Annotated in this window: 21 protein-coding genes; 3 read left to right on the plus strand and 18 right to left on the minus strand. The window is 73.2% G+C overall.

What is annotated here, in order from left to right:
- Window positions 1–9 precede the first annotated feature (9 nt).
- The 15 genes from AC3X7R_RS16960 to AC3X7R_RS17030 all read right to left on the minus strand — a co-directional run bounded on the left by AC3X7R_RS16960 (window position 10) and on the right by AC3X7R_RS17030 (window position 14,831).
- A complete protein-coding gene (locus AC3X7R_RS16960) occupies window positions 10–204 on the minus strand; it encodes a hypothetical protein (protein ID WP_489966857.1) in 195 nt (64 codons plus the stop codon).
- A 112-nt stretch (window positions 205–316) separates the two neighbouring features.
- Window positions 317–775, minus strand: coding sequence for an acyl-CoA thioesterase (locus AC3X7R_RS16965; RefSeq protein ID WP_489966858.1), 459 nt, complete (start codon window positions 773–775; stop codon window positions 317–319).
- A complete protein-coding gene (smc, locus tag AC3X7R_RS16970; protein ID WP_489966859.1) occupies window positions 772–4,323 on the minus strand; it encodes a chromosome segregation protein SMC in 3,552 nt (1,183 codons plus the stop codon). The genes AC3X7R_RS16965 and smc overlap by 4 nt, the downstream gene beginning before the upstream one ends.
- 34 nt (window positions 4,324–4,357) lie before the next feature.
- Entirely contained in the window at window positions 4,358–5,650 is a 1,293-nt protein-coding gene (locus tag AC3X7R_RS16975; RefSeq protein WP_489967095.1) for an MFS transporter, read from the minus strand.
- Entirely contained in the window at window positions 5,647–5,850 is a 204-nt protein-coding gene (locus AC3X7R_RS16980) for a hypothetical protein (protein WP_489966860.1), read from the minus strand. Before AC3X7R_RS16980 ends, AC3X7R_RS16975 begins: the two co-directional genes overlap by 4 nt.
- 101 nt (window positions 5,851–5,951) lie before the next feature.
- Entirely contained in the window at window positions 5,952–6,806 is an 855-nt protein-coding gene (gene mutM / locus AC3X7R_RS16985; RefSeq protein ID WP_489966861.1) for a bifunctional DNA-formamidopyrimidine glycosylase/DNA-(apurinic or apyrimidinic site) lyase, read from the minus strand.
- 3 nt (window positions 6,807–6,809) lie between these two features.
- On the minus strand, window positions 6,810–7,580 hold the full coding sequence (gene rnc, locus AC3X7R_RS16990; protein WP_489966862.1) for a ribonuclease III: 771 nt from the start codon (window positions 7,578–7,580) through the stop codon (window positions 6,810–6,812).
- Entirely contained in the window at window positions 7,535–7,720 is a 186-nt protein-coding gene (gene rpmF / locus AC3X7R_RS16995; protein WP_489966863.1) for a 50S ribosomal protein L32, read from the minus strand. The genes rnc and rpmF overlap by 46 nt, the downstream gene beginning before the upstream one ends.
- A gap of 64 nt (window positions 7,721–7,784) precedes the next feature.
- Window positions 7,785–8,309: a YceD family protein gene (locus AC3X7R_RS17000; protein WP_489966864.1), complete on the minus strand. Its 525-nt coding sequence runs from the start codon at window positions 8,307–8,309 to the stop codon at window positions 7,785–7,787.
- 105 nt (window positions 8,310–8,414) lie between these two features.
- Window positions 8,415–8,909: a pantetheine-phosphate adenylyltransferase gene (gene coaD / locus AC3X7R_RS17005; protein WP_489966865.1), complete on the minus strand. Its 495-nt coding sequence runs from the start codon at window positions 8,907–8,909 to the stop codon at window positions 8,415–8,417.
- Window positions 8,909–9,523 carry a 16S rRNA (guanine(966)-N(2))-methyltransferase RsmD gene (gene rsmD / locus AC3X7R_RS17010; protein WP_489966866.1) on the minus strand — a complete coding sequence of 205 codons (615 nt, stop codon included), beginning with the start codon at window positions 9,521–9,523 and terminating at the stop codon, window positions 8,909–8,911. The genes coaD and rsmD overlap by 1 nt, the downstream gene beginning before the upstream one ends.
- Window positions 9,520–11,781: an ATP-dependent DNA helicase RecG gene (locus AC3X7R_RS17015; protein ID WP_489966867.1), complete on the minus strand. Its 2,262-nt coding sequence runs from the start codon at window positions 11,779–11,781 to the stop codon at window positions 9,520–9,522. The genes rsmD and AC3X7R_RS17015 overlap by 4 nt, the downstream gene beginning before the upstream one ends.
- A 4-nt stretch (window positions 11,782–11,785) precedes the next feature.
- Window positions 11,786–13,438, minus strand: a complete 1,653-nt coding sequence (locus AC3X7R_RS17020) for a DAK2 domain-containing protein (protein WP_489966868.1) — start codon at window positions 13,436–13,438, stop codon at window positions 11,786–11,788.
- 136 nt (window positions 13,439–13,574) lie between these two features.
- Window positions 13,575–13,760 carry a 50S ribosomal protein L28 gene (rpmB, locus tag AC3X7R_RS17025; RefSeq protein ID WP_056602600.1) on the minus strand — a complete coding sequence of 62 codons (186 nt, stop codon included), beginning with the start codon at window positions 13,758–13,760 and terminating at the stop codon, window positions 13,575–13,577.
- Window positions 13,761–13,880: 120 nt separating this feature from the next.
- Complete coding sequence (locus tag AC3X7R_RS17030) at window positions 13,881–14,831, minus strand: thiamine-phosphate kinase (protein ID WP_489966869.1); 951 nt, start codon at window positions 14,829–14,831, stop codon at window positions 13,881–13,883.
- 121 nt (window positions 14,832–14,952) lie between these two features.
- Here AC3X7R_RS17030 and AC3X7R_RS17035 point away from each other — a divergent pair, with 121 nt between their 5' ends.
- Together AC3X7R_RS17035 and AC3X7R_RS17040 are read left to right on the plus strand one after the other, a co-directional pair.
- Window positions 14,953–15,189: an Lrp/AsnC ligand binding domain-containing protein gene (locus AC3X7R_RS17035; RefSeq protein WP_489966870.1), complete on the plus strand. Its 237-nt coding sequence runs from the start codon at window positions 14,953–14,955 to the stop codon at window positions 15,187–15,189.
- Between the two features lie 83 nt (window positions 15,190–15,272).
- Window positions 15,273–15,740 carry a DUF3515 domain-containing protein gene (locus AC3X7R_RS17040; RefSeq protein WP_489966871.1) on the plus strand — a complete coding sequence of 156 codons (468 nt, stop codon included), beginning with the start codon at window positions 15,273–15,275 and terminating at the stop codon, window positions 15,738–15,740.
- A 9-nt stretch (window positions 15,741–15,749) separates the two neighbouring features.
- Here the strand turns inward: AC3X7R_RS17040 and AC3X7R_RS17045 are convergent, their stop codons facing one another.
- Window positions 15,750–16,874, minus strand: a complete 1,125-nt coding sequence (locus tag AC3X7R_RS17045; RefSeq protein WP_489966872.1) for a D-alanine--D-alanine ligase family protein — start codon at window positions 16,872–16,874, stop codon at window positions 15,750–15,752.
- A 33-nt stretch (window positions 16,875–16,907) separates the two neighbouring features.
- Here AC3X7R_RS17045 and AC3X7R_RS17050 point away from each other — a divergent pair, with 33 nt between their 5' ends.
- Window positions 16,908–18,032 carry a trans-sulfuration enzyme family protein gene (locus AC3X7R_RS17050; RefSeq protein WP_489966873.1) on the plus strand — a complete coding sequence of 375 codons (1,125 nt, stop codon included), beginning with the start codon at window positions 16,908–16,910 and terminating at the stop codon, window positions 18,030–18,032.
- Window positions 18,033–18,087: 55 nt separating this feature from the next.
- Here the strand turns inward: AC3X7R_RS17050 and AC3X7R_RS17055 are convergent, their stop codons facing one another.
- Together AC3X7R_RS17055 and AC3X7R_RS17060 are read right to left on the minus strand one after the other, a co-directional pair.
- Window positions 18,088–19,089 carry an NAD(P)H-dependent glycerol-3-phosphate dehydrogenase gene (locus AC3X7R_RS17055; RefSeq protein WP_489966874.1) on the minus strand — a complete coding sequence of 334 codons (1,002 nt, stop codon included), beginning with the start codon at window positions 19,087–19,089 and terminating at the stop codon, window positions 18,088–18,090.
- Complete coding sequence (locus AC3X7R_RS17060) at window positions 19,086–19,880, minus strand: lysophospholipid acyltransferase family protein (RefSeq protein ID WP_489966875.1); 795 nt, start codon at window positions 19,878–19,880, stop codon at window positions 19,086–19,088. Before AC3X7R_RS17060 ends, AC3X7R_RS17055 begins: the two co-directional genes overlap by 4 nt.
- Between the last annotated feature and the right edge of the window lie 68 nt (window positions 19,881–19,948).

Below are 19,948 nucleotides of genomic sequence, written 5' to 3' on the forward strand. Positions count from 1 at the left end.
CCGACCACGTCAACGTCGTGACGGGCTGCGCGGCACCTCGGGGTCCTCCTCGATGACGGGCAGTGCCTCCAGCCCCTTCCGGACCGCGCGACCGGCCTGCGGCAGCACCGGCAGGTCCTGCCCCCGGTGCGGGAACGCCACGTAGGCCAGCACGACGGCGGCCACCAGCAGGGTGAGCACCATGACGACGACGATGGTCAGCATGTGACTTGCTCCTGTGGTCCGGTTCCGAGATCCCCCACCTTCGCACGATAGGACACCAGGGCGGGGACCACCGCGTGTCGCGTGCGCCACAGCGCCCGGCGAGCTGCTCGAGTCACGGGGCCGCGGGGTCGCGCAGCAACGGCAGCACGGCGTCCCGGACCACCTCGGGGATCGGCACCACCGGCCGGTCCCCCGGGCCCCGGGTGTTGTCCACGTAGACGTGCACGAACCGCCCCTCGGCCGCCGCCCGGTCGTCCTCACCCTGGAAGAGGCCGATCCGGTAGACGACCGAGGAGGTGCCGATCCGGTCGACGACCAGACCTGTCTCGATCGGCTCGGGGAAGCCCAGCTCGCGGTAGTAGCGGCAGCCGGTCTCGGCCACGATGCCGATCCGGGGCAGCAACCGCACGTTGGTCCCGGTCGCCTCGAAGAGGTGGGCGTTGACGGCGGTGTCGAAGAGCTCGTAGTACGTGGCGTTGTTGAGGTGCCCGTAGGCGTCGTCGTCGCGCCACCGGGTGGTCACGGTCCGCCAGGCGACGTAGTCGGCGCGGGTGGGTCTGGAGGGGCTCATGCCGGCTCACTCTCGCGCAGCCGCTGGCTGATCACGGCGGAGACCCCGTCGCCGCGCATGGTCACCCCGTAGAGGGCGTCCCCGACCTCCATCGTGCGCTTCTGGTGGGTGATCACCAGGAGCTGGGAGTTCTCGCGCAGCTCCTCGTAGATCTCCAGCAGCCGACCGAGGTTGGTGTCGTCCAGCGCGGCCTCGACCTCGTCGAGGATGTAGAACGGGGACGGCCGGGCCTTGAAGAGGGCGACCAGGAACGCCACCGCGACCAGCGACCGCTCCCCGCCGGAGAGCAGCGAGAGCCGCTTGACCTTCTTGCCCGGCGGCCTCGCCTCGACCTCGATCCCGGTGGTCAGCATGTTCGCGGGGTCGGTGAGGACGAGTCGGCCCTCCCCTCCGGGGAAGAGCCGGGCGAAGGTCGAGTCGAACGCCTTCTCCACGTCGGCGTACGCTTCGGTGAAGACCTGCTCGACGCGCTGGTCGACCTCGTGGACGATGTCCAAGAGGTCCTTGCGGGTCCGCTTGAGGTCCTCGAGCTGCTCGGTGAGGAAGCGGTGCCGCTCCTCCATCGCGGAGAACTCCTCGAGCGCCAACGGGTTCACCCGGCCCAGCATGCTGAGCTGCCGCTCGGCGGCACGGAGCCGCTTCTGCTGCTCCTCACGGACGAAGGGCACCGGGTCGGGCGCCTCCTCGCCCTCCGGCACCTCCCCGAAGAACGGCACCGGGTTCTGCGGGCCGTACTCCGCCACCAGGGCGTCGGGGTCCAGCCCCAGCTCCTCGAGGGCACGCTCCTCGAGCTGCTCGATGCGCATCCGCTGCTGGGCCCGGGCCATCTCGTCGCGGTGCACCGAGGAGACCAGCTCGTCGTGCTCGCGCCCCAGGTCGCGCATCCGGGCGCGGACGGTCAGCAGCTCCTGCTCGCGCCCGTGCCGGGAGCGCTCGACCTCGCCGCGCTCGTGCGCGGCGCGGTTGACCGCGCCCTCCAGGGCATGGAGCACCACGGCGACGGCCGCCCCCACCGCCTCCGCCGCCCGGCCCTCGCGGAGCAGGCGCTCCCTGCGGGCCTGCGCCCGGGCCCGGGACTCGCGCTCCCCCGCCGCTGCCCGCAGCAGCGAGTCGGCACGTCCGTGGATGGCACGGGCCCGCTCCTCGGCGGTGCGCAGCGCCAGCCGGGCGTCCATCTCCTCCTGCCGCGCCGTCCGCGCCGCCTCCTTGAGGGCCTCGCGCTGGGTGGCGTCGGGCTCCTCCTCCGGGGCCTGCTGGGCCTGGTCGAGCCGGGACTGCAGGTCGGCCAGGCCGGCCAGGTCCTTCTCCCGCGCCTGGGTCGCGGAGGCGATGGCCCGCTCGAGCCGCTCGGCCTCCCCACGGGCCGCCCGGGCCTGGGAGCCGTACTGGCCGAGCTCCTCGGCCACGGCCGCGAGGGTGGCGTCGGACTCGTGGAGGCGCGCCAGGGCCACGTCGACCCGCTTGAGCGCCTCGAGCCGCTCGCCCTCGAGGCCGGAGATCTCGAACCCCAGCCGCTCGCTCGCCGCGGTGACCTGCCCCAGCTGGGCGACCGCCTCGTCGTAGGCCGCCTGGACCTCGAGCAGGCTGGGCTGGCTGGTCGAGCCGCCCACCGCGAAGTGGGCCCCCAGGGCGTCACCGGCCCTGGTGACCGCCGTGAGGTGGGGGTGGGTCCCCAGGAGGTCGCGCGCGGCGCCGAGATCGTCGACCACCACCACCTGCGAGAGCAGCTCCGCGACGGCCGGGGCCAGCTCCGCCGGGCACTCCACCACGTCGAGGGCGTACGTGGCCCCCGCCGGGAGCGTCGGCCTGTCCCCGTCGCGCGCCGATCCCCCGGCCACCACCAGGGCCGCGCGTCCGAGGTCGTGCTCCTTGAGGTGCGTCAGCGCGGCCAGCGCGGCAGCGCTCCCCCGCACCACGACCGCGTCCGCGGCGGCACCCAGGGCACCGGCGACTGCCGCCTCGTACCCCTGCCGGACCTGGAGCAGCGCCGCCACCGAGCCGAGCAGCCCGGAGACCTCGTCGGCGGCCGCCAGCAGCGCCCCGGCGCCGTCCTTGCGGCTGAGCCCGATCTCCAGCGCGTCCTTGCGAGCCAGCAGCCCGGCACGGTCGCGGTCGGCGGCCTGGAGCGACTCGCGGGCTCTGGCCAGCCGTTCCTCGACGTCGTCGAGCTGGTCGACCGACGCCTCGTGCTCGGCATCGAGCCCCTCCTCGCCGGCGTCCAGGCCGGCCACCCTCGTCTCCAGGGCGGTGAAGTCGTGCTGGGCCCGCTCGGCTCGGGCCAACGCCTCCTGGCGCGCGGACTCCAGGCGTCCGAGCTCCTCGTCGGCCGCGGCCGCGCGCGACTTCAGCGCGTTGACCTGACCCTGCAGGCGAGCCAGCCCTTCGCGACGGTCCGCGGCTGCGCGGACCAGTCCGGCGATGCGCCTCTCCTCCTCGGCGGCGGCGTCCTCCGCCTCGCGACGGGCGAGGACCGCCCGCTCGAGCGCGCCACGCAGCTCCTCCACCTCGGCGGCGGTGCGCTCCTCCTGGACCCGCACCTTGGCCGCCTGGGCCTCGAGCTCGTCGGGGTCGCGGCCGCCCGGGTGGCTCTCCTCGGAGGAGCCGCGGGCGTTGCGCACCCGCTCGGCAGCCAGCGACTGTGTGCCGCGCAGGCGCTCGCGCAGGCCCGAGAGGGCGAACCACGCCTCCTGGGCCGCAGCCAGCGCCGGCAGGTCCTCGCGCAGCGCGGCCTCGAGGCGGGCCTCCACCTCGCGCGCCGCGGTGAGCTCGGCCTCCACGGCCTCGCGCCGCTCCACCAGGACCGACTCGTCCGCCAGCTCCTGCTCGAGCGCCTCGCGGGCGGTGACGAGGTCGTCGGCCGCCATCCGCGCCCGGGCATCGCGGACCTCCGCCTGGACCGTCGCGGCCCGGCGTGCCACCTCGGCCTGACGCCCGAGGGGCTTGAGCTGGCGACGGATCTCGGTGAGGAGGTCGTTGAGCCTGGTGAGGTTGCCGTCGGTGGAGTCGAGCTTGCGGAGCGCCTTCTCCTTGCGCTTGCGGTGCTTGAGGACGCCCGCGGCCTCCTCGATGAACCCGCGACGGTCCTCCGGAGTCGCGTGCAGGATCGAGTCGAGCTGGCCCTGCCCGACGATCACGTGCATCTCCCGGCCGATGCCGGAGTCGGAGAGGAGGTCCTGCACGTCGAGGAGACGGCAGGAGCTGCCGTTGATCGCGTACTCCGAGCCACCGTTGCGGAACATCGTCCGGCTGATCGTGACCTCGGCGTAGTCGATGGGGAGCGCGCCGTCGGAGTTGTCGATGGTCAGGGCGACCTCGGCGCGGCCCAGGGGCGGGCGTCCCGAGGTGCCGGCGAAGATGACGTCCTCCATCTTGCCGCCGCGCAGCGACTTGGCCCCCTGCTCGCCCATCACCCAGGCGAGTGCGTCGACGACGTTGGACTTCCCCGACCCGTTGGGTCCGACGATGCAGGTGATGCCTGGCTCGAGCTGGAGCGTCGTGGCCGACGCGAAGGACTTGAAGCCCTTCAGGGTCAGGCTCTTCAGGTACACCCAGGACTCCTCATCGCGGTTGCGTGGCCGCGGGTCACACTACCTCCGGGGGAGGCTCGGCAGGGCGACCCGCGCGCGGGCCCCCGAGCGAGGCGCCGGCGAGCGCGACGTGCCCGAGCTGGCGCCAGACCAGGGCGAGGGTGAGGGCCGACCCGACGAAGGCGAACCAGAAGGGGGCGGCGAGCCCCCACTGCTGGGCGATCGCCCCGCCGAGCAGCTGCCCGAGGACCATGCCCCCGAAGACCGCCACCAGGTACACCGATCCGACCCGGCCCTGGAGCTCGGTCGGCACGGCCCGCTGACGCACCGAGACCGAGACGTTGTACCAGACGAACGAGTACGCCCCGAACCCCAGCATGATGAGCAGGGCGAGCCATCCCGTCGTGGTGAGCGCCAGCCCCAGGTGCATCGCGACCTCCAGCAGCAGGCAGCCGCGCATCAGGGTGGCCGGAGTGGTGCGGCTCTCCAGCCAGCCGTACGTCGCCGTCCCGACCAGTCCGCCGACCGCCGCGGCGGTGGTGAGCAGGCCGTAGCCCACCTCCCCCATCCCCACCCGGTCGATCGACCACAGGACGAGCACCGACCAGGCGGCGCCCCAGGTGACGTTGAACGCGCAGATCACCAGCGCGAGCGTCCGCATCGCGGGGTGGCGGCGGATCCAGCGCATCCCCTCGACGATGTCGTGTCGCACCCGGGTTCCGCTCTCCTGCCGCACCGATCCGCGCGCCGCCGCGATCCGGGAGACCAGCACGGCGCCCAGGAGGACGGTGGTCGCCTGGACCATGAAGGGCCACGCCATCCCGGTGGCGAAGAGGAAGGCCCCGACGGGTGGTCCGGTCAGCTGGTTGCCGACCAGGTAGCCGGCCTGCAGGCGGGAGTTGGCCACCCCCAGGTCCGCCTTGGCGACCACCATGGGCGTCAGGGTGGAGGTGGCGGAGTCCGAGAAGACCTCGGCGACCCCGAGGGCGAACATCGTCGCCAGCACCAGGGCGATCCCCACCCGGTCGGTGGTGACGGCCGCACAGAGGACGACCAGGACGCCGGCCCTCGCCAGGTTGGCGACCACCACCACCCGACGCCGGTCGAGTCGGTCCGCCACGGCGCCGGCGAAGAGGCCGAGGAGCAGCCAGGGCACCCGCTGGAGAGCGGCGGCCAGCGCCACGAGGCGCGCGTCGTCGGTCTGGGAGGCGACGAGCAGCGGCCCTGCGGCCAGGGCGATGCCGTCGCCGATGTTGGTCGTCCAGACCGACGTCAGCAGGCGCCGGTAGTCGACTCCCAGCCGGGAGGGCGCGAGCGTCTCGCCCAGCCGGGAGCGCCGCCGGCTCAGGCGGGCAGCATCTCCTGGAGCGACTGGTCGTCCAGGAGCGCCGCGGCCTGCAGGTCGGTCAGGCGGTCGTTCTCCAGCTGGAGGCGCCGCACGAGCGACTCCAGGTCAGCCACCCGCGTGCGCAGCCGGGCGTTCTCCAAGGAGAGCTGCGCGCTGCCGCGCTGGTCGATGCCGAGATGTCCCAGGAGCGCCTTGGCCATCGTGAACCTTTCAAGAGTCCGTGCGAGTCAGCGAGGCTTTTACAGCCTCTGTCAAGAGTCCCACCGGCCGGGGCCGGGGTCAACTCCGCACACGTCTCAAGTTACCGGGCGGTACGACGTCGCGGCGCGGGCTGGCAGGCCGGGCAGAAGTAGGAGGAGCGGTTCATGAAGGCCACACGCCGGATCGGGGTCCCGCAGCGGTCGCAGGGCTCCCCCTCCCGTCCGTAGGCGTGCAGGCTCCGGTCGAAGTAGCCGGACTCGCCGTTGACGTTGACATACAGGGCGTCGAACGACGTGCCGCCCTGGTCGAGCGCTGCCTCCATGACCCCGGTCGCGTGACCCAGCAGCTCGACCACCTGGCGTCGCGCCAGCCGGTCTCCGGGACGCTCCCCGTGCACCCGGGCCCGCCACAGCGCCTCGTCCGCATAGATGTTGCCGATCCCCGAGACCAGCCCCTGGTCGAGCAGCTGGCGCTTGACGGCGCTGGGGCGCTGCCGGATCCGGCGGGCCACCGCCTCGAGGTCGAAGTCGGGATCGAGGGGGTCCCGCCCGATGTGGGCGATCTCCCTCGGCAGGTCGGCGCCGCCGGCCGAGAGCATCAGCCCGCCGAACATCCGCTGGTCGACGAACCTAAGCTCCAGGTCGCCGGTCAGCGCGAAGCGCACCCGCAGGTGGCGTTCGGCCGGCGCGTCCGGGGACTGCACCAGCATCTGGCCGCTCATGCCGAGATGCCCGAGGAGGGCGTCGCCGTCGTCGAGGACGAGCCAGAAGTACTTCCCGCGGCGGCGGACGCCCGTGACGGTGCGTCCGACGATCGCCCCCGCGAAGGCCTCGGCCCCGAGGGGGTCGCGCCGCACGGCCCTGGGGTGGAGGACCTCGACCGCGAGCACCCGGCGTCCGGTGACGTGGCGCTCGAGGCCCCGGCGGACGACCTCGACCTCAGGGAGCTCCGGCACTGCTCAGGACCCGCTCGGGATCCCGTCGACCCGACGAGCCTCCACGATCTCGCCGTAGGCGGTCTGGGCGGCCGCCTGCTCGGCCTCCTTCTTCGACCGGCCGGCACCGTGGCCGTAGAGGGAGTCGCCGACGCGGACCTGGGCGGTGAACGTCTTCGCGTGGTCGGGCCCGTCGTCCTGGATGACGTAGTCGGGCACACCGAGCTGGTGCTCAGCGGCCAGCTCCTGCAGGGAGGTCTTCCAGTCCAGGCCGGCACCCATCGCGGCGGCCGCCTCCATCAGCGGGTCGAAGAGCCGATGGACGACCTCGGCCGCCACCGCCAGCCCGCCGGAGAGGTGGATGGCACCGATCACCGCCTCGACGGTGTCGGAGAGGATCGAGGCCTTCTCCCGGCCGCCGGTCGTCTCCTCGCCCCGGCCGAGCTTGATGTGCTCCCCCAGCCCGATGGTGCGCGCGACGTCGGCGAGCGCCCGGGCGTTGACCACGGCCGCCCTCAGCTTGGCCAGGCGGCCCTCGGAGAGGTCGGGGTGGGTCAGGTAGAGGGTCTCGGTGACCACGACGCCGAGCACCGAGTCACCCAGGAACTCCAGGCGCTCGTTGGTCGGCAGTCCGCCGTTCTCGTACGCGTACGAGCGGTGCGTCAGCGCACGGTCCAGCAGCTCGGGATCCAGGATCGGATCGCCGAGTGCTGCCCGTAGCTGCTCCGTGCTCAGTTGCCGGGCCTGGGTCAGAGGACCTGGCGGCGGGCGGCGCGAGCGCCGTACTGACCGCACTCGCCACAGGCGCGGTGCGGCAGGTGCTTGGCGTCGCAGGCCGGGTTGGCGCAGGTCACCAGCGTCGGGGCGACAGCCTTCCACTGCGAGCGACGGTGGCGCGTGTTGCTGCGCGACATCTTCCGCTTGGGGACAGCCACTGTGATCTCCTTGTGCCAGGGCCTGACGGCCTCGTGCTCTCGTCCGGTCGGGGTCCCGACCTTCTCAGTCCTCATCCTGCTTCAGGGCCGCGAGGCCCGCCCAGCGCGGGTCGACCGCTTCCTCGTGCCCGTGGTCCGGGTCGTCCGCGAGCCGCGCGCCGCACTCGACGCACAGACCGGGACAGTCGTCCTGGCACAGCGGCTGGAACGGCAGTGCGAGCACCACCGCATCCCGCAGCAGGGGCTCGAGGTCGAGCAGGTCGCCCTCGAGCTTGCTGGCCTCGTCGTCCAGCTCCTCGTCGGAGTGGTCGTGCCGGACGTCGTCGTACACGAACAGCTCCTGGAAGTTGACCGCGATCTCGTCGTCGATCCTCTCCAGGCACCGCACGCATTCGCCTTCCAGAGCGGCTCGCGCCGCACCGGTGACCAGCACACCCTCCATGACCGCCTCGAGGCGCAGGTCGAGCTCGACCGGCGACCCCTCGGGGACACGAAGGACTTCGATGCCAAGCTCTGCCGGTGCCGGCACCGAACGGACCACCTCACGCTGGGACCCCGGGCGGCGGCCGAGCTCGCGAGTATCGAGCACGAGCGGCGCTCTCGGGTCCAAGCTGTTCAGTGGTCCACTTTCAGTGCTGGGGCAAGGCAGAACTTGGTGAGTCTAACCGGCCGCCCGGGCAGGCGGCAAAACGGGTCAGGAGGCCGCGGAGGCGCGCTCCGCGAGCCGGGCGGTCAACCGCTCCAGCACGAAGGCGGGCACCAGAGCCGAGACGTCGCCGCCGAGGCTGGCCACCTCCTTGACCAGGCTCGAGGCAAGGAAGGAGTACTGGGGGCTGGTCGTGACGAAGACGGTCTCGACCGGGGCCAGGCCGGCGTTCATCTGCGCCATCTGCAGCTCGTAGTCGAAGTCGCTCGCGCCACGCAGCCCCTTGACGATCGCGACGGCGTCCTGCGCGGTGCAGAACTCGGTGAGCAGACCGGTGAAGCCGGCCACCCGGACGTTCCCGAAGACCGCGCACGCCTCGGTCAGCATCTCCATCCGCTCCTCCGCGGTGAAGAGCCGGCTCTTCGAGGCGTTGACCCCCACCGCGACGACCACCTCGTCGAAGAGCCGTGAGGCCCGTCCGACGACGTCGAGGTGCCCGAGGTGGACCGGGTCGAACGACCCCGGACAGACGGCGCGGCGCACTAGTTCTCCTCCTGCTGGCCCTGGTCGGCCCCGGGAGCGGGTCCGACGGCGTGACCGTACCAAAGCACCGTCTCCCCGTAGCGACGCTGCCGTTCGCCCTCCAGCCCCGGGGGCCACTGGAGTGCGGGGCCACGCGAGGAGCGTTCCACCACCACCAGCGCGTCCTCGGCGAGCCACCCGCCGGCGACGAGCAGCGCGAGGTCCTCCTCGACCCTGGCGCTCTCCAGCGGGTAGGGCGGATCGCTGAAGACCACGTCGTACGGCGCCGCGGGGGGTCGGCGCAGGGTGGTGGCGACCGTGGCGGCCACGACCTCCACCCCCCTCTCCCCGGTGCCCGCGCCGATGGTCCTGGCGTTGGCGCTCACCAGGGCCGCCGTCCGCCGGTCGTGCTCCACCAGGGTGACCGAGGCGGCCCCCCGGGACCAGGCCTCCAGTCCGACCGCCCCCGAGCCCGCGTAGAGGTCGAGCACCCGGAGTCCCTGCCAGGATCCGCACCAGGCCTCGAGCGCCGAGAAGAGCGCCTCGCGGACCCGGTCGCTGGTGGGCCGGGTGGCGTCCCCGGAGGGGGTCGCGAGACGGCGTCCCTTCGCCTCGCCCGCGATGATCCTGGTCATGCCTTCTCCATGAAGTCGGACTTGACGGACTCCTCGATCTCGCGGACCGCGCGCGCCAGGAGCGGGGCGCCGTCGAGCTCGGGGTCCTCCTCCAGCAGCCGCTCCGCGGCCTCGCGGGCGGCCACGATCGTCTTCTCGTCCCGCAGCACGCGCAGGTTCTCCAGGCTCGAGCGGAAGCCGCTCTGGCTCTTGCCCAGCACGTCTCCCTCCCGCCGCTGCTCGAGGTCGATCCGGCTCAGCTCGAAGCCGTCCGTGGTGCCGGCCACCGCGTCCAGCCGGCCCCGCGCCTCGCTGCCGGCCTCGGCTCCGGAGACCAGGAGACAGAGGCCCGGCAGCCCACCACGACCGACGCGCCCCCGCAGCTGGTGGAGCTGGGAGACACCGAACCGCTCCGCGTCGAGGAGCACCATCGTGGTCGCGTTGGCCACGTCGACGCCCACCTCGATCACGGTGGTGGAGACGAGGACGTCGATGTCGCCGGCGGCGAAGGAGCGCATGGCGGCCTCCTTCTCCTCGGCCGGCATCCGGCCGTGCAGGCGCCCGACCCGCACGTGCGCCAGCGGGCCGGCGGCCAGCTGCTCGGCGACCTCCTCCACCGCGGCGAGCGGCTTGCGCGGGGTGGTGTCGTGACCGTCCTCGTCGACCTCGCGCTGGTCGCTCTCGCCCTGTTCGGGCTCGTCGCCGCTGATCCGGGGACAGACCACGTAGACCTGGTGGCCCTTGGCCACCTCCTCGGCGACCCGCTGCCAGACGCGGTCCATCCAGTGCGGCTGGTCGGCCAGCGGCACCACGTTGGTCTGGATCGGCGCCCGGCCGGCCGGGAGCTCGCGCAGCACCGAGGTCTCGAGGTCGCCGAAGACGGTCATCGCGACCGTCCGCGGGATGGGCGTGGCCGTCATCACCAGCACGTGCGGCGGCGTGCGCGCCTTGTCGGTGAGCGCCGCCCGCTGCTCGACCCCGAACCTGTGCTGCTCGTCGACCACCACCAGGCCGAGGTCGGCGAAGGAGACGCGCTCCTCGAGCAGGGCATGGGTGCCGATCACCAGACCGGCCTCGCCGCTGGCGATCCGGAGCATGGCCTCGGCGCGCTGCGCCTTGGGCATCGAGCCGGTCAGCAGGGCCACGCCGGTGGCCTCCTCGGCGCCGCCGAGCATCCCTCCCGCGGCCAGGTCGCCCATCAGCGCGAGGATGCTGCGGTAGTGCTGCTGGGCGAGCACCTCGGTCGGGGCGAGCAGGGCAGCCTGACCCCCGGAGTCGACGACCCGCAGCATCGCGCGCAGCGCCACCAGCGTCTTTCCCGAGCCGACCTCGCCCTGGAGCAGGCGGTTCATCGGGTGCGGGCGCGCGAGCTCCGCGGCGAGCAGGTCGCCGATCTCGCGCTGGCCGGCGGTCAGCTCGAACGGCAGACGGGCGTCGAAGGCGGCCAGGAGCCGTCCCTCGCCGCCGTCGCGCCCCTGGGCTCCCCGGGCACGCAGGGCGGCCCGCCGACGGGCCAGCACCAGCTGCAGGACCAGTGCCTCCTGGAACCGGAAGCGCTTGCGGGCGGCACCCAGCTGCCGTTGGTCGTCGGGCCCGTGGATCCAGCGCAGCGCCGTCATCACGTCGAGCAGCCCGTGCCGCTCGAGGAGGAACGGGGGCAGGACCTCCTCGACGCCGGTGACCAGCTCGAGGGCGACCTGGACGATCTTCTGCAGGTCCCACGAGTAGAGCCCGGCCGTCACGGGGTAGATCGGCAGCAGCCCCTTGAGGCTCGCGGCCAGCGCCGCGTCGGCCGCGGTGGGGTCGACCTCCTCGCCCGGCGCCTCGCCGGCGGAGGTGAACATCACCGAGTGGGGTGAGGCCAGCTGCCAGGTGCGGTTGAAGAGCTGCACCTTCCCGGTGAACATGCCGCGCGAGCCGGGGGCCATCCGCCGGCACTCGCTCTCGGCCATGCCCTTGTGGGGCATGAAGAAGGTGAGGGTGAACTCGGGCCCCGCGGTCTCGACGCGCACCTCGAGCCGGTGACTGAGCCGGTTGGTCCGCCGGTTGGTGAACGACTTCACCTGGCTGCTGCGGACCCGGCCGACGACGCTGAGCATCTCCCCCTCGCGCGGTCGGTCGACCTCGGTGAGCTCGGTGGTGGCGACGTAGCGACGGGGGAAGTACCCGAGCAGGTCCCCCACGCTCCGCAGCCCGAGGCCCTCCTCGACCGCCTTCCGCTTCTTGACCGCCCGGCCGAAGACGCTGGCAACGGGCGAGTCGGGAGTGATCGCGACCATCTCGCTACTCCACCGAGATCAGGAGGGGGTACCGCTCCTGACCGCCCTCGTAGACCACGACGTCGACGTGCGGGTGCTGGGTCTCGACGAGCTCGGCGCACCTGGCCGCCAGCTCCGGGGAGCCGTGGTCGGCGCCGGCGACGATCGTGACCAGCTCGCCACCGGCCCCCATCAGCCGGTCCAGCACCCCGGCCGCGACCTCGTCGAGGTCGCTGCCGACGACGGCGAAGTCGCCCTCGATCACTCCGAGCACGTCACCGGGCTCGCACGGGCCGGCCATCGTCATCGCCTGCTTGGCGGCCACGGTCACGGCGCCGTGACGGGCGTGCCGGGCGGTGGCCGTCATCTCCAGCACGTCCTGGTCGAAGGAGCGACCCGGCTCGTGCACCGCCAGGGCGGCGAGCCCCTGGACCTGGGCGTGGGTGGGGATGACCGCCACCCGGACGTGCCCGGACTCCTCGGCGGTGCGGGCCGCGATCTCCGCGACCCGCACCGAGTCGGGGTCGTTGGGCAGCACCACGACCTCCGCGGCACCGCACTCCTCGATCGCCTCCAGGACGAGCCCGGTCGAGGGGCGCCGGCCAGGGCCGGCCGGGACGACGACCGCCCCGGCCTCCTCGAAGAGCTTGCCGAGCCCGGCGCCCGCCGCCACCGCGACGATGCGCCGGCCCTGGCGCGAGCCCGTCCCCACCTCGACCCGGGCGGCCTGCTGGGCGATCTGCTCGGCGAAGTGGGTCACCCGGATCCGGTACGGACGGCCCGCGGCCATCCCCGCCTCGATCGCCGCCCCGACGTCGTCGACGTGGACGTGGACGTTCCACAGCCCCTCTCCCCCGACCACCACCAGGGAGTCACCCAGCCGGCCGAGGTCGGCGCGCAGGGCCCCGATTTCGTGCTCCGTGGCCTCCAGCAGGTACATCACCTCGTAGGAGGGTCCCTCCGCCGTCAGGTCACCCGCGGGGAGCCGCACCGGGATCCGGGGCACCCTCGTGCGCACCTCCGCCGGCACGCGGCCGGTGAGGACGCGTTCGGCGGCGTCCAGGACGACGCTGAGCCCCCGCCCGCCCGCGTCGACGACCCCCGCGTCGGCCAGCACCTGGAGCTGCTCGGGGGTGCGGGCGAGCGCCTCGCGTGCCGCGGCGGCCGCGGCCGCGAAGACGTGGCTGGCTCGCAGCGTGCCGTCGACGTCGGCGTCGGCGACCTGCTGGGCGGCGTCGCTGGCGGCCCGCGCCACGGTGAGGATGGTCCCCTCCACCGGGTCGCCGACGGCGGCGTAGCTGGCGTCGGTGGCCACCCTGAGCGCGTCGGCCATCACCCGGGCGTAGGGCTCCGCGGGGTCGGCCTGCTCGATCCGCGAGGCGACCGCGCCCAGCATCTGGCTCAGAATCACCCCCGAGTTCCCGCGGGCTCCCATCAGCGCGGCACGGCGGAGGACGGCCAGGCACTCCGGGACCCCGGCGCCGGTGCCGGCCCGCTCCCGGATGGCGTCGCGGGCCGCGGAGAAGGTGAGGAACATGTTGGTCCCGGTGTCGCCGTCCGGGACCGGGTAGACGTTGAGCGCGTCGATCTCCTCGCGGGCCGCGCTGAGGGCGTCGGTCCCGACGTCCACGAACCGCAGGATGGTGTCGAGTGCGATCCCGTGGGGAACCTGCTCCATGCCCTCGCCCCTCCCTGGTGACCGTCGGCAGGCTGGCGCCGTCCGGGCTGCGTCCCACAGGTTAGTGGGCCCGTGGCCGGAGACGCAGAAGGCCCCGCGAGCATTCTCCTCGCGGGGCCGACTGGACGCTGTCAGGTCAGCGGGAGACCTTGCCGGCCTTCAAGCAGCCCGTGCAGACGTTGAGACGCTTGGGGGTCCCGTTCACCGTGGCGCGGACGCGCTGGATGTTGGGGTTGAAGCGGCGCTTCGTGATCTTGCGCGACCACGGACGGTTGTTGCCGAAGCCCGGCTTCTTGGCGCAGATGTCGCAGACGGCAGCCACCGTGCACTCCGATCAGTTCGTTTTGGTTTCGTCGACATGCCCGCAACGACCCGGATGGAACAGATCGGCGAGCAACCGCACAAGAGTATCCGACCATCCCCCGGCCGGAGAAATCGAGCCTCAGAAGTGCACCCAGCCGGCGTCGCCCTCGTGCGGTGCCCCGTCGACCGTGACGCCCTCACCCTCCAGGACCGCGCCCACCACCTGCCACCCCGCCGGCACCGAGGACTCGTCGGGGAAGGTGGCGAGCAGGGGGTGGTCGTCGCCGCCCCCGAGGATGAAGGCCATCGGGTCGGCCCCCAGCGCCGAGCCGACCGCGCGGAGCGGCTCGGGCACCTCGAAGGCGTCCCGGTGGAGGTCAAGGCGCACGCCCGAGGCGCTGGCCAGGTGGGCGGCGTCGGCAACGAGGCCGTCGGAGACGTCGATCATCGCGGTGGCGCCGGCGCGGGCGGCCTCCGGGCCGGCGTCGTACGGCGGCTCCGGACGCCGGTAGGCCTCCACCAGCACCCGGGGCGAGCGGAACCCGCGCCCGAGCACCGCCAGCCCGGCGGCCGCCCAGCCCTGCCGGCCGCGCAGCGCCACCACCTCCCCCGCGACCGCTCCCGAGCGGAGCACGGGTGCCTGCGCGCAGGCGCCGATGACGGTGACCGCGACGACGACCTGCTCGGCCCGCGTCAGGTCCCCGCCGACCACGCTGGCGCCGACGGCGGCGCATTCCGCAGCGAAGCCCCGGGCGAACTCCAGCGCCCAGGCGGCGGGCAGGTCGGCCGGCGCGGCGAGGCCGACGGTCAGGGAGTGGGCGCGCCCGCCCATGGCGTTGACGTCGGAGAGGTTCTGCGCGGCTGCCCGGCGGCCCACGTCCTCGGCATCGGCCCAGTCGCGGCGGAAGTGACGGCCCTCGACCACCAGGTCGGTGGAGACGACCACGTGACCCTGCCGGATCCGCAGCACGGCCGCGTCGTCGCCCGGGCCGACCAGCACGTGGTCACCCTGCTCGAAGAGGGAGACGAGCTCGGCGACGAGGCCGAACTCGCCGACGTCCGCCAGGGTCGCGTCCGGGGGAAGTGGCATGGAGCCATCCCACCAGATCACGGCTGCTCCGACCGGCATCGCCCGACCTTCCGGCGTGGCCGGGCCGACCTGTAGGTTGACGCAGGACATCGCCCACGAAGACCGCACCCGAGGAGCCCTGATGGTCGTCCAGGCCTACATCCTGATCCAGACCGACGTCGGCAAGGCTGCCGAGGTGGCCGCCGCGATCGCCCAGGTCAACGGCGTCACGCTCGCCGAGGACGTCACCGGCCCCTACGACGTGATCGTGCGTGCCGAGGCGCGCAACGTGGACGAGCTCGGCAAGCTCGTCGTCTCCAAGGTGCAGAGTCTCGACGGGATCACCCGCACCCTCACCTGCCCGGTCGTGCACATCTGAGGACACGCACCGACGTGCCCTCCACGACACCTCGACGCCCCGGGTCCTCAGGACCGCGGGGCGTCGTCGCGCCCAGGGTGGGAGTGGCGGGCTCGGTGCTGCTCCTCGCCCTCCTCACGCTGACGGGCTGCGGCGACGCCGTCGAGGTGGAGACGCCCGCCTTGCCGCCCGACGAGGCGGCGCGCTGCGAGGCCCTCATCGAGGACCTGCCGGAGACCCTCTTCGGGCAGGAGCGCCGGGACGTGGAGCCGGCGGACGCCCCGGCCGCGGCCTGGGGGGACCCGCCCGTCGTCCTGCAGTGCGGTGCCGACATCCCCGAGGAGTACGACCAGTTCGCCTCCTGCAACCCGATCGGCGGGGCCGGCTGGTTCATGCCGGAGTCGCAGCTGCGCGACCTCCGCGGTCCGATCGAGATCACGGCCATGAGCCACACCCCTCGGGTCCGGCTCGAGGTGCCGCCCGAGCTCCGCGACAGCGGGGCGGACTCGGCGCTGGCGACCCTGGGGCCGCTCGTGGCCGAGCACCTGGTCGAGACCCTCCCCTGCCACTGAGCGGGAGCCTCAGCGCAGGCCGGTCTCCCGGCGCAGCGCCAGCTGGACCAGACGGTCCACCAGCTCGCGGTAGCCGACGCCGGAGGCCCGCCACATCTGCGGGTACATCGAGGTGGGCGTGAAGCCGGGCATCGTGTTGAGCTCGTTGACCACCAACGACCCGTCGGGCATCACGAAGAAGTCGACGCGCGCCAGGCCCTCGCCGCCCACGGCCTCGAAGGCCCGGACCGAGAGCGCGCGCATCCGGGTCGCCACCTCGTCGGGCAGGTCGGCCGGGATGTCCAGCTCGGTGTGCTCGGCGGGCAGGTACTTGGCGGCGAAGTCGTAGAACTCGTGCTCGCCCCCGATGCGGATCTCCGCGGGCAGCGAGGTCTCGACGGTCCCGTCGAGGGCCTCCAGCACCCCGCACTCCACCTCGCGGGCCCCCTCCGCGGCGGTCTCGACGACGACCTTCGGGTCGTGGCGCTGTGCCTCGGCGAGCGCAGCGTCGAGCTCGGAGGCGTCGTGCACCTTGCTGATGCCGATGCTGGAGCCGCCCCGGGCCGGCTTGCAGAAGACCGGGTAGCCCAGCTCGGCCACCTCGTCCCGGCACGCCTGCGGATCCTGCTGCCAGCGCCGCCGGGTGATCACCACTCCGGGCATGACCGGAAGCCCGGCGGCCTGCAGGACGACCTTCATGTAGGCCTTGTCCATGCTCACCGCCGAGGCCAGGACGCCGGCGCCGACGTAGCGCACCCCGGCCATCTCGAACATGCCCTGGATGGTGCCGTCCTCGCCCCACGGGCCGTGGAGGACCGGGAAGACGACGTCGACCTGCCCCAGCGCCCGGGGCGGCTGCGACGGCTCGGTGACGAGCAGGTCGGTGTGCGACTCCGCGCGCAGCAGCTGGACCCCGGCCCGGTCGCCGTCGACCTGGGGCAGCCGCTCGGCGGAGGTGAGCCGCAGCCGCTCGGTGTCCTCGCTCTCCAGCACCCAGCGCCCGTCGGGGGCGATGCCCACCGGCACCACGTCGTACTTGTCACGGTCCAGGGCGTCGAGCACGGCGCCCGCGGTCACGCACGAGATGGCGTGCTCGGAGGAGCGCCCGCCGAAGACGACGGCGACACGGGGCTTGGGGCTGGCGGGCGAGTTCATCGGCCAAGACCCTAGCGTTCTAGAGTCGCCACCATGCCCACCGACGCCACCGGCAGCCCCGAGACCACCCCCACTCCCGCCGCCCCGGCGCTGCGTCCGGGCACCCTGGCCGTGACGGTCGGGCGCCCGCCGCACGAGCCGGACGCCCCGCTCAACACCCCCCTCACCATGGCCTCCACCTACGTCGCCGGCGGGGACCTGGAGTACGGCCGCTACGGCAACCCGACCTGGCTGGCGCTCGAGGAGGCGCTGGGGGCGCTGGAGGGTGGCCGCTGCCTCACCTTCGGCTCCGGCCTCGCCGCGGTCGCCACCGTGCTCGACCTGGTCGGCAACGGGGGCAAGGTGGTCGCACCGCGCCACGCCTACAACGGCACGGTCATGCAGCTCGCCGACCTGGAGGCGCGCGGACGCCTGCGCACCGAGCTGGTCGACGTCACCGACACCGACGCCATGGTGGCCGCGTGCGAGGGCGCCGCCCTGGTCTGGCTGGAGTCCCCGACGAACCCGGCGCTCGAGGTCGCGGACATCCCGACCATCCGGGCAGCCGCCCATGCGGCCGGCGCCTACGTCGTCGTCGACAACACCTTCGCCACTCCGCTCCTCCAGCGCCCCCTGGAGGACGACGTGGACCTCGTGGTCCACTCGGCCACCAAGTACCTCTCCGGGCACAGCGACGTCCTGATGGGAGCGATCTGCACCCGGGACGGGGAGCTCTTCAAGGTGCTCAAGGGGCGGCGCGACCTGGTGGGCGCGGTGCCGGGCACCCTGGAGGCCTGGCTCACTCTCCGGGGCCTGCGCACCCTCCACCTCCGGGTCGAGCGCGCCCAGGCCAACGCGACGGAGCTGGTACGCCGGCTCCGCGAGCACCCGGCCGTCGGGGAGGTCCGGTACCCCGGCTTCGGCGGGATCGTCTCGATCGTGCTCGCCGAAGGCGCGATGGCCGCCGACCTGCTGACCCGCAAGACCTCCCTGTGGGTGCACGCCACCTCGCTGGGCGGCGTGGAGTCCACGTTCGAGCGGCGCCGGCGCTGGAGGTCGGAGCCGGCGACGATCCCTGACGGGCTGGTCCGGCTCTCGGTGGGCATCGAGGACGTCGAGGACCTCTGGGACGACCTGCGCGGCGCCCTGGACGACCTGGTCCTGCCCGACCGCGACTGAGGCCGGAGCACGGAGACACGGGGGGCACGGGCTCCCACCCGAGCCCCGACGGGGCTCAGTCGGTCTCGGCCTTGGTGTCGCGGGCGATGAAGGCGTTCATCATGTCGTAGGCGGTCGCCCGGCCCGCGACGACGTCGTCGACGTGGGCCGCGATGGGGGCGTCCACGCCGTGGGCCTCGGCCAGCGCGCGCAGGGACGCGCACGACTTCGCTCCCTCGGCCACCTGGGAGGTCGAGGCATAGATCTCCTCGGTGGTCATGCCCTGGCCGAGCCGCTCACCGAAGCTGCGGTTGCGTGAGAGGGGCGAGGAGCAGGTCGCCACCAGGTCGCCGAGCCCGGCCAGTCCCATCAGGGTCATCGGGTTGGCGCCGAGCGCCACCGCCAGGCGGGCCGTCTCGGCGAGGCCGCGGGTGATCACCGACGCGGTGGTGTTGTCACCGAAGCCCAGACCCACCGCCATCCCCACCGCGAGACCCACGACGTTCTTGTAGGCGCCACCCAGCTCGCAGCCCAGCACGTCGGTGGAGGTGTAGGGACGGAACGCCGGCGAGTGACACATCTTCTGCAGGCGACGCGCGACGGCCTCGTCGGCACAGGCCACGACGGAGGCGGCGGGCTCGCGCTTGGCGATCTCCTTGGCCAGGTTGGGCCCGCTGATCACCGCGATCCGCTCGGGACCGGCACCGGTCACCTCGGCGATGACCTCGCTCATCCGCTTGAGGGTGCCCAGCTCGACCCCCTTCATCAGGCTCACCAGCACCGCGTCGTCCTCGATCAGCGGAGCCCACACGGAGAGGTTCTCCCGGAAGGTCTGCGAGGGGGTGGCGAAGACGACCACCTCGGCTCCGGCCAGCGCCTGCGCGGCGTCACACGTGGCGGTGACGGAGGCGGGGAGCTGGATCCCCGGAAGGTAGTCGGGGTTCTCGTGGGTGGAGCTGATCGTGGTCGCCAGCGCCTCCCGCCGGGCCCAGAGCACCACGTCGTTGCCCGCATCGGCGAGCACGAGGGCGAAGGCGGTGCCCCACGAGCCGGCACTGAGCACTGCCACCTTGGTCATCTCGTCCTCTTCCTGCTGCGGGGGGGCTTGTTGCGGGGAGCGCGCTGGTGAGGATTGCCTACCAGCCGGACGCCCGCGCGGCGAGGGTCGAACCGCTCCTCGGGCGCCTTCTCACCGCGGATCTGCTCGAGCTCGGCGACCAGGGCGGCCATGATCCTGTCCGTGGCCCGCTGCACCACCGACGGGTCGTCCTGCAGTCCTCGGAGGTCGTCCAGCGGGACGGGGCTCCCCGCCCGGACGGTCGTGCGGGTGCGGGGCAGTAGCTTCGGCCTTCTCGAGTACGGCGGCAGCAGCTCGTGAGCCCCCCAGTGCGCCACGGGGACGACCGGGGCGCCGGTGGCCAGGGCGATCCGGGCGGCGCCGGACTTGCCGCGCATGGGCCAGAGGTCCGGGTCGCGGGTCAGCGTTCCCTCGGGGTAGATCACCAGGCACTCCCCGGCCTGGACCGCGGCGACCGCCGCGTCGTAGGCCCCGATCGCCCCGGCGGTCAGCCGCTCCACCGGGATCTGCCCCGTGGAGCGCAGCACCCCGACCACGAAACGGTTGCTGCGGAAGAGCGCGGCCTTGGCGAGGTAGCGCGGGAGTCTCCCGTGGTCGTAGACGAAGTGCGCGGTCACCAGGGGGTCGACGTGCGAGAGATGGTTGAAGACCAGGATGCACCCGCCCTCGCGGGGGATGTTGTCGCCGCCGATCCAGCGGTGGGTGGTGGTGGCACCCAGCGAGGGGCGGAGGATCATGTTCCCGGCCAGGAAGCCCCAGCCGTGCCGCCTCGTGAACTTGCCCAGGGGCACCGACGACCGACCTCCTCTCGACTGCGCACCGACCCGCACGCACCTGCTCGCATGTTGTGTGACAGAGG

Source organism: Nocardioides sp. Z22_16, from assembly GCF_058134365.1.

Bases quoted from the DNA above. Each gene is read 5' to 3' on its own strand.
- AC3X7R_RS17035 (WP_489966870.1), top strand. From the start codon at position 14,953: ATGGTCGTCCAGGCCTACATCCTGATCCAGACCGACGTCGGCAAGGCT.
- AC3X7R_RS16960 (WP_489966857.1), bottom strand. From the start codon at position 204: ATGCTGACCATCGTCGTCGTCATGGTGCTCACCCTGCTGGTGGCCGCC.
- AC3X7R_RS17020 (WP_489966868.1), bottom strand. From the start codon at position 13,438: ATGGAGCAGGTTCCCCACGGGATCGCACTCGACACCATCCTGCGGTTC.
- rsmD (WP_489966866.1), bottom strand. From the start codon at position 9,523: ATGACCAGGATCATCGCGGGCGAGGCGAAGGGACGCCGTCTCGCGACC.
- AC3X7R_RS16980 (WP_489966860.1), bottom strand. From the start codon at position 5,850: ATGGCCAAGGCGCTCCTGGGACATCTCGGCATCGACCAGCGCGGCAGC.
- AC3X7R_RS16965 (WP_489966858.1), bottom strand. From the start codon at position 775: ATGAGCCCCTCCAGACCCACCCGCGCCGACTACGTCGCCTGGCGGACC.
- AC3X7R_RS17050 (WP_489966873.1), top strand. From the start codon at position 16,908: ATGCCCACCGACGCCACCGGCAGCCCCGAGACCACCCCCACTCCCGCC.
- AC3X7R_RS17030 (WP_489966869.1), bottom strand. From the start codon at position 14,831: ATGCCACTTCCCCCGGACGCGACCCTGGCGGACGTCGGCGAGTTCGGC.
- AC3X7R_RS17015 (WP_489966867.1), bottom strand. From the start codon at position 11,781: ATGGTCGCGATCACTCCCGACTCGCCCGTTGCCAGCGTCTTCGGCCGG.
- AC3X7R_RS17055 (WP_489966874.1), bottom strand. From the start codon at position 19,089: ATGACCAAGGTGGCAGTGCTCAGTGCCGGCTCGTGGGGCACCGCCTTC.
- AC3X7R_RS17045 (WP_489966872.1), bottom strand. From the start codon at position 16,874: ATGAACTCGCCCGCCAGCCCCAAGCCCCGTGTCGCCGTCGTCTTCGGC.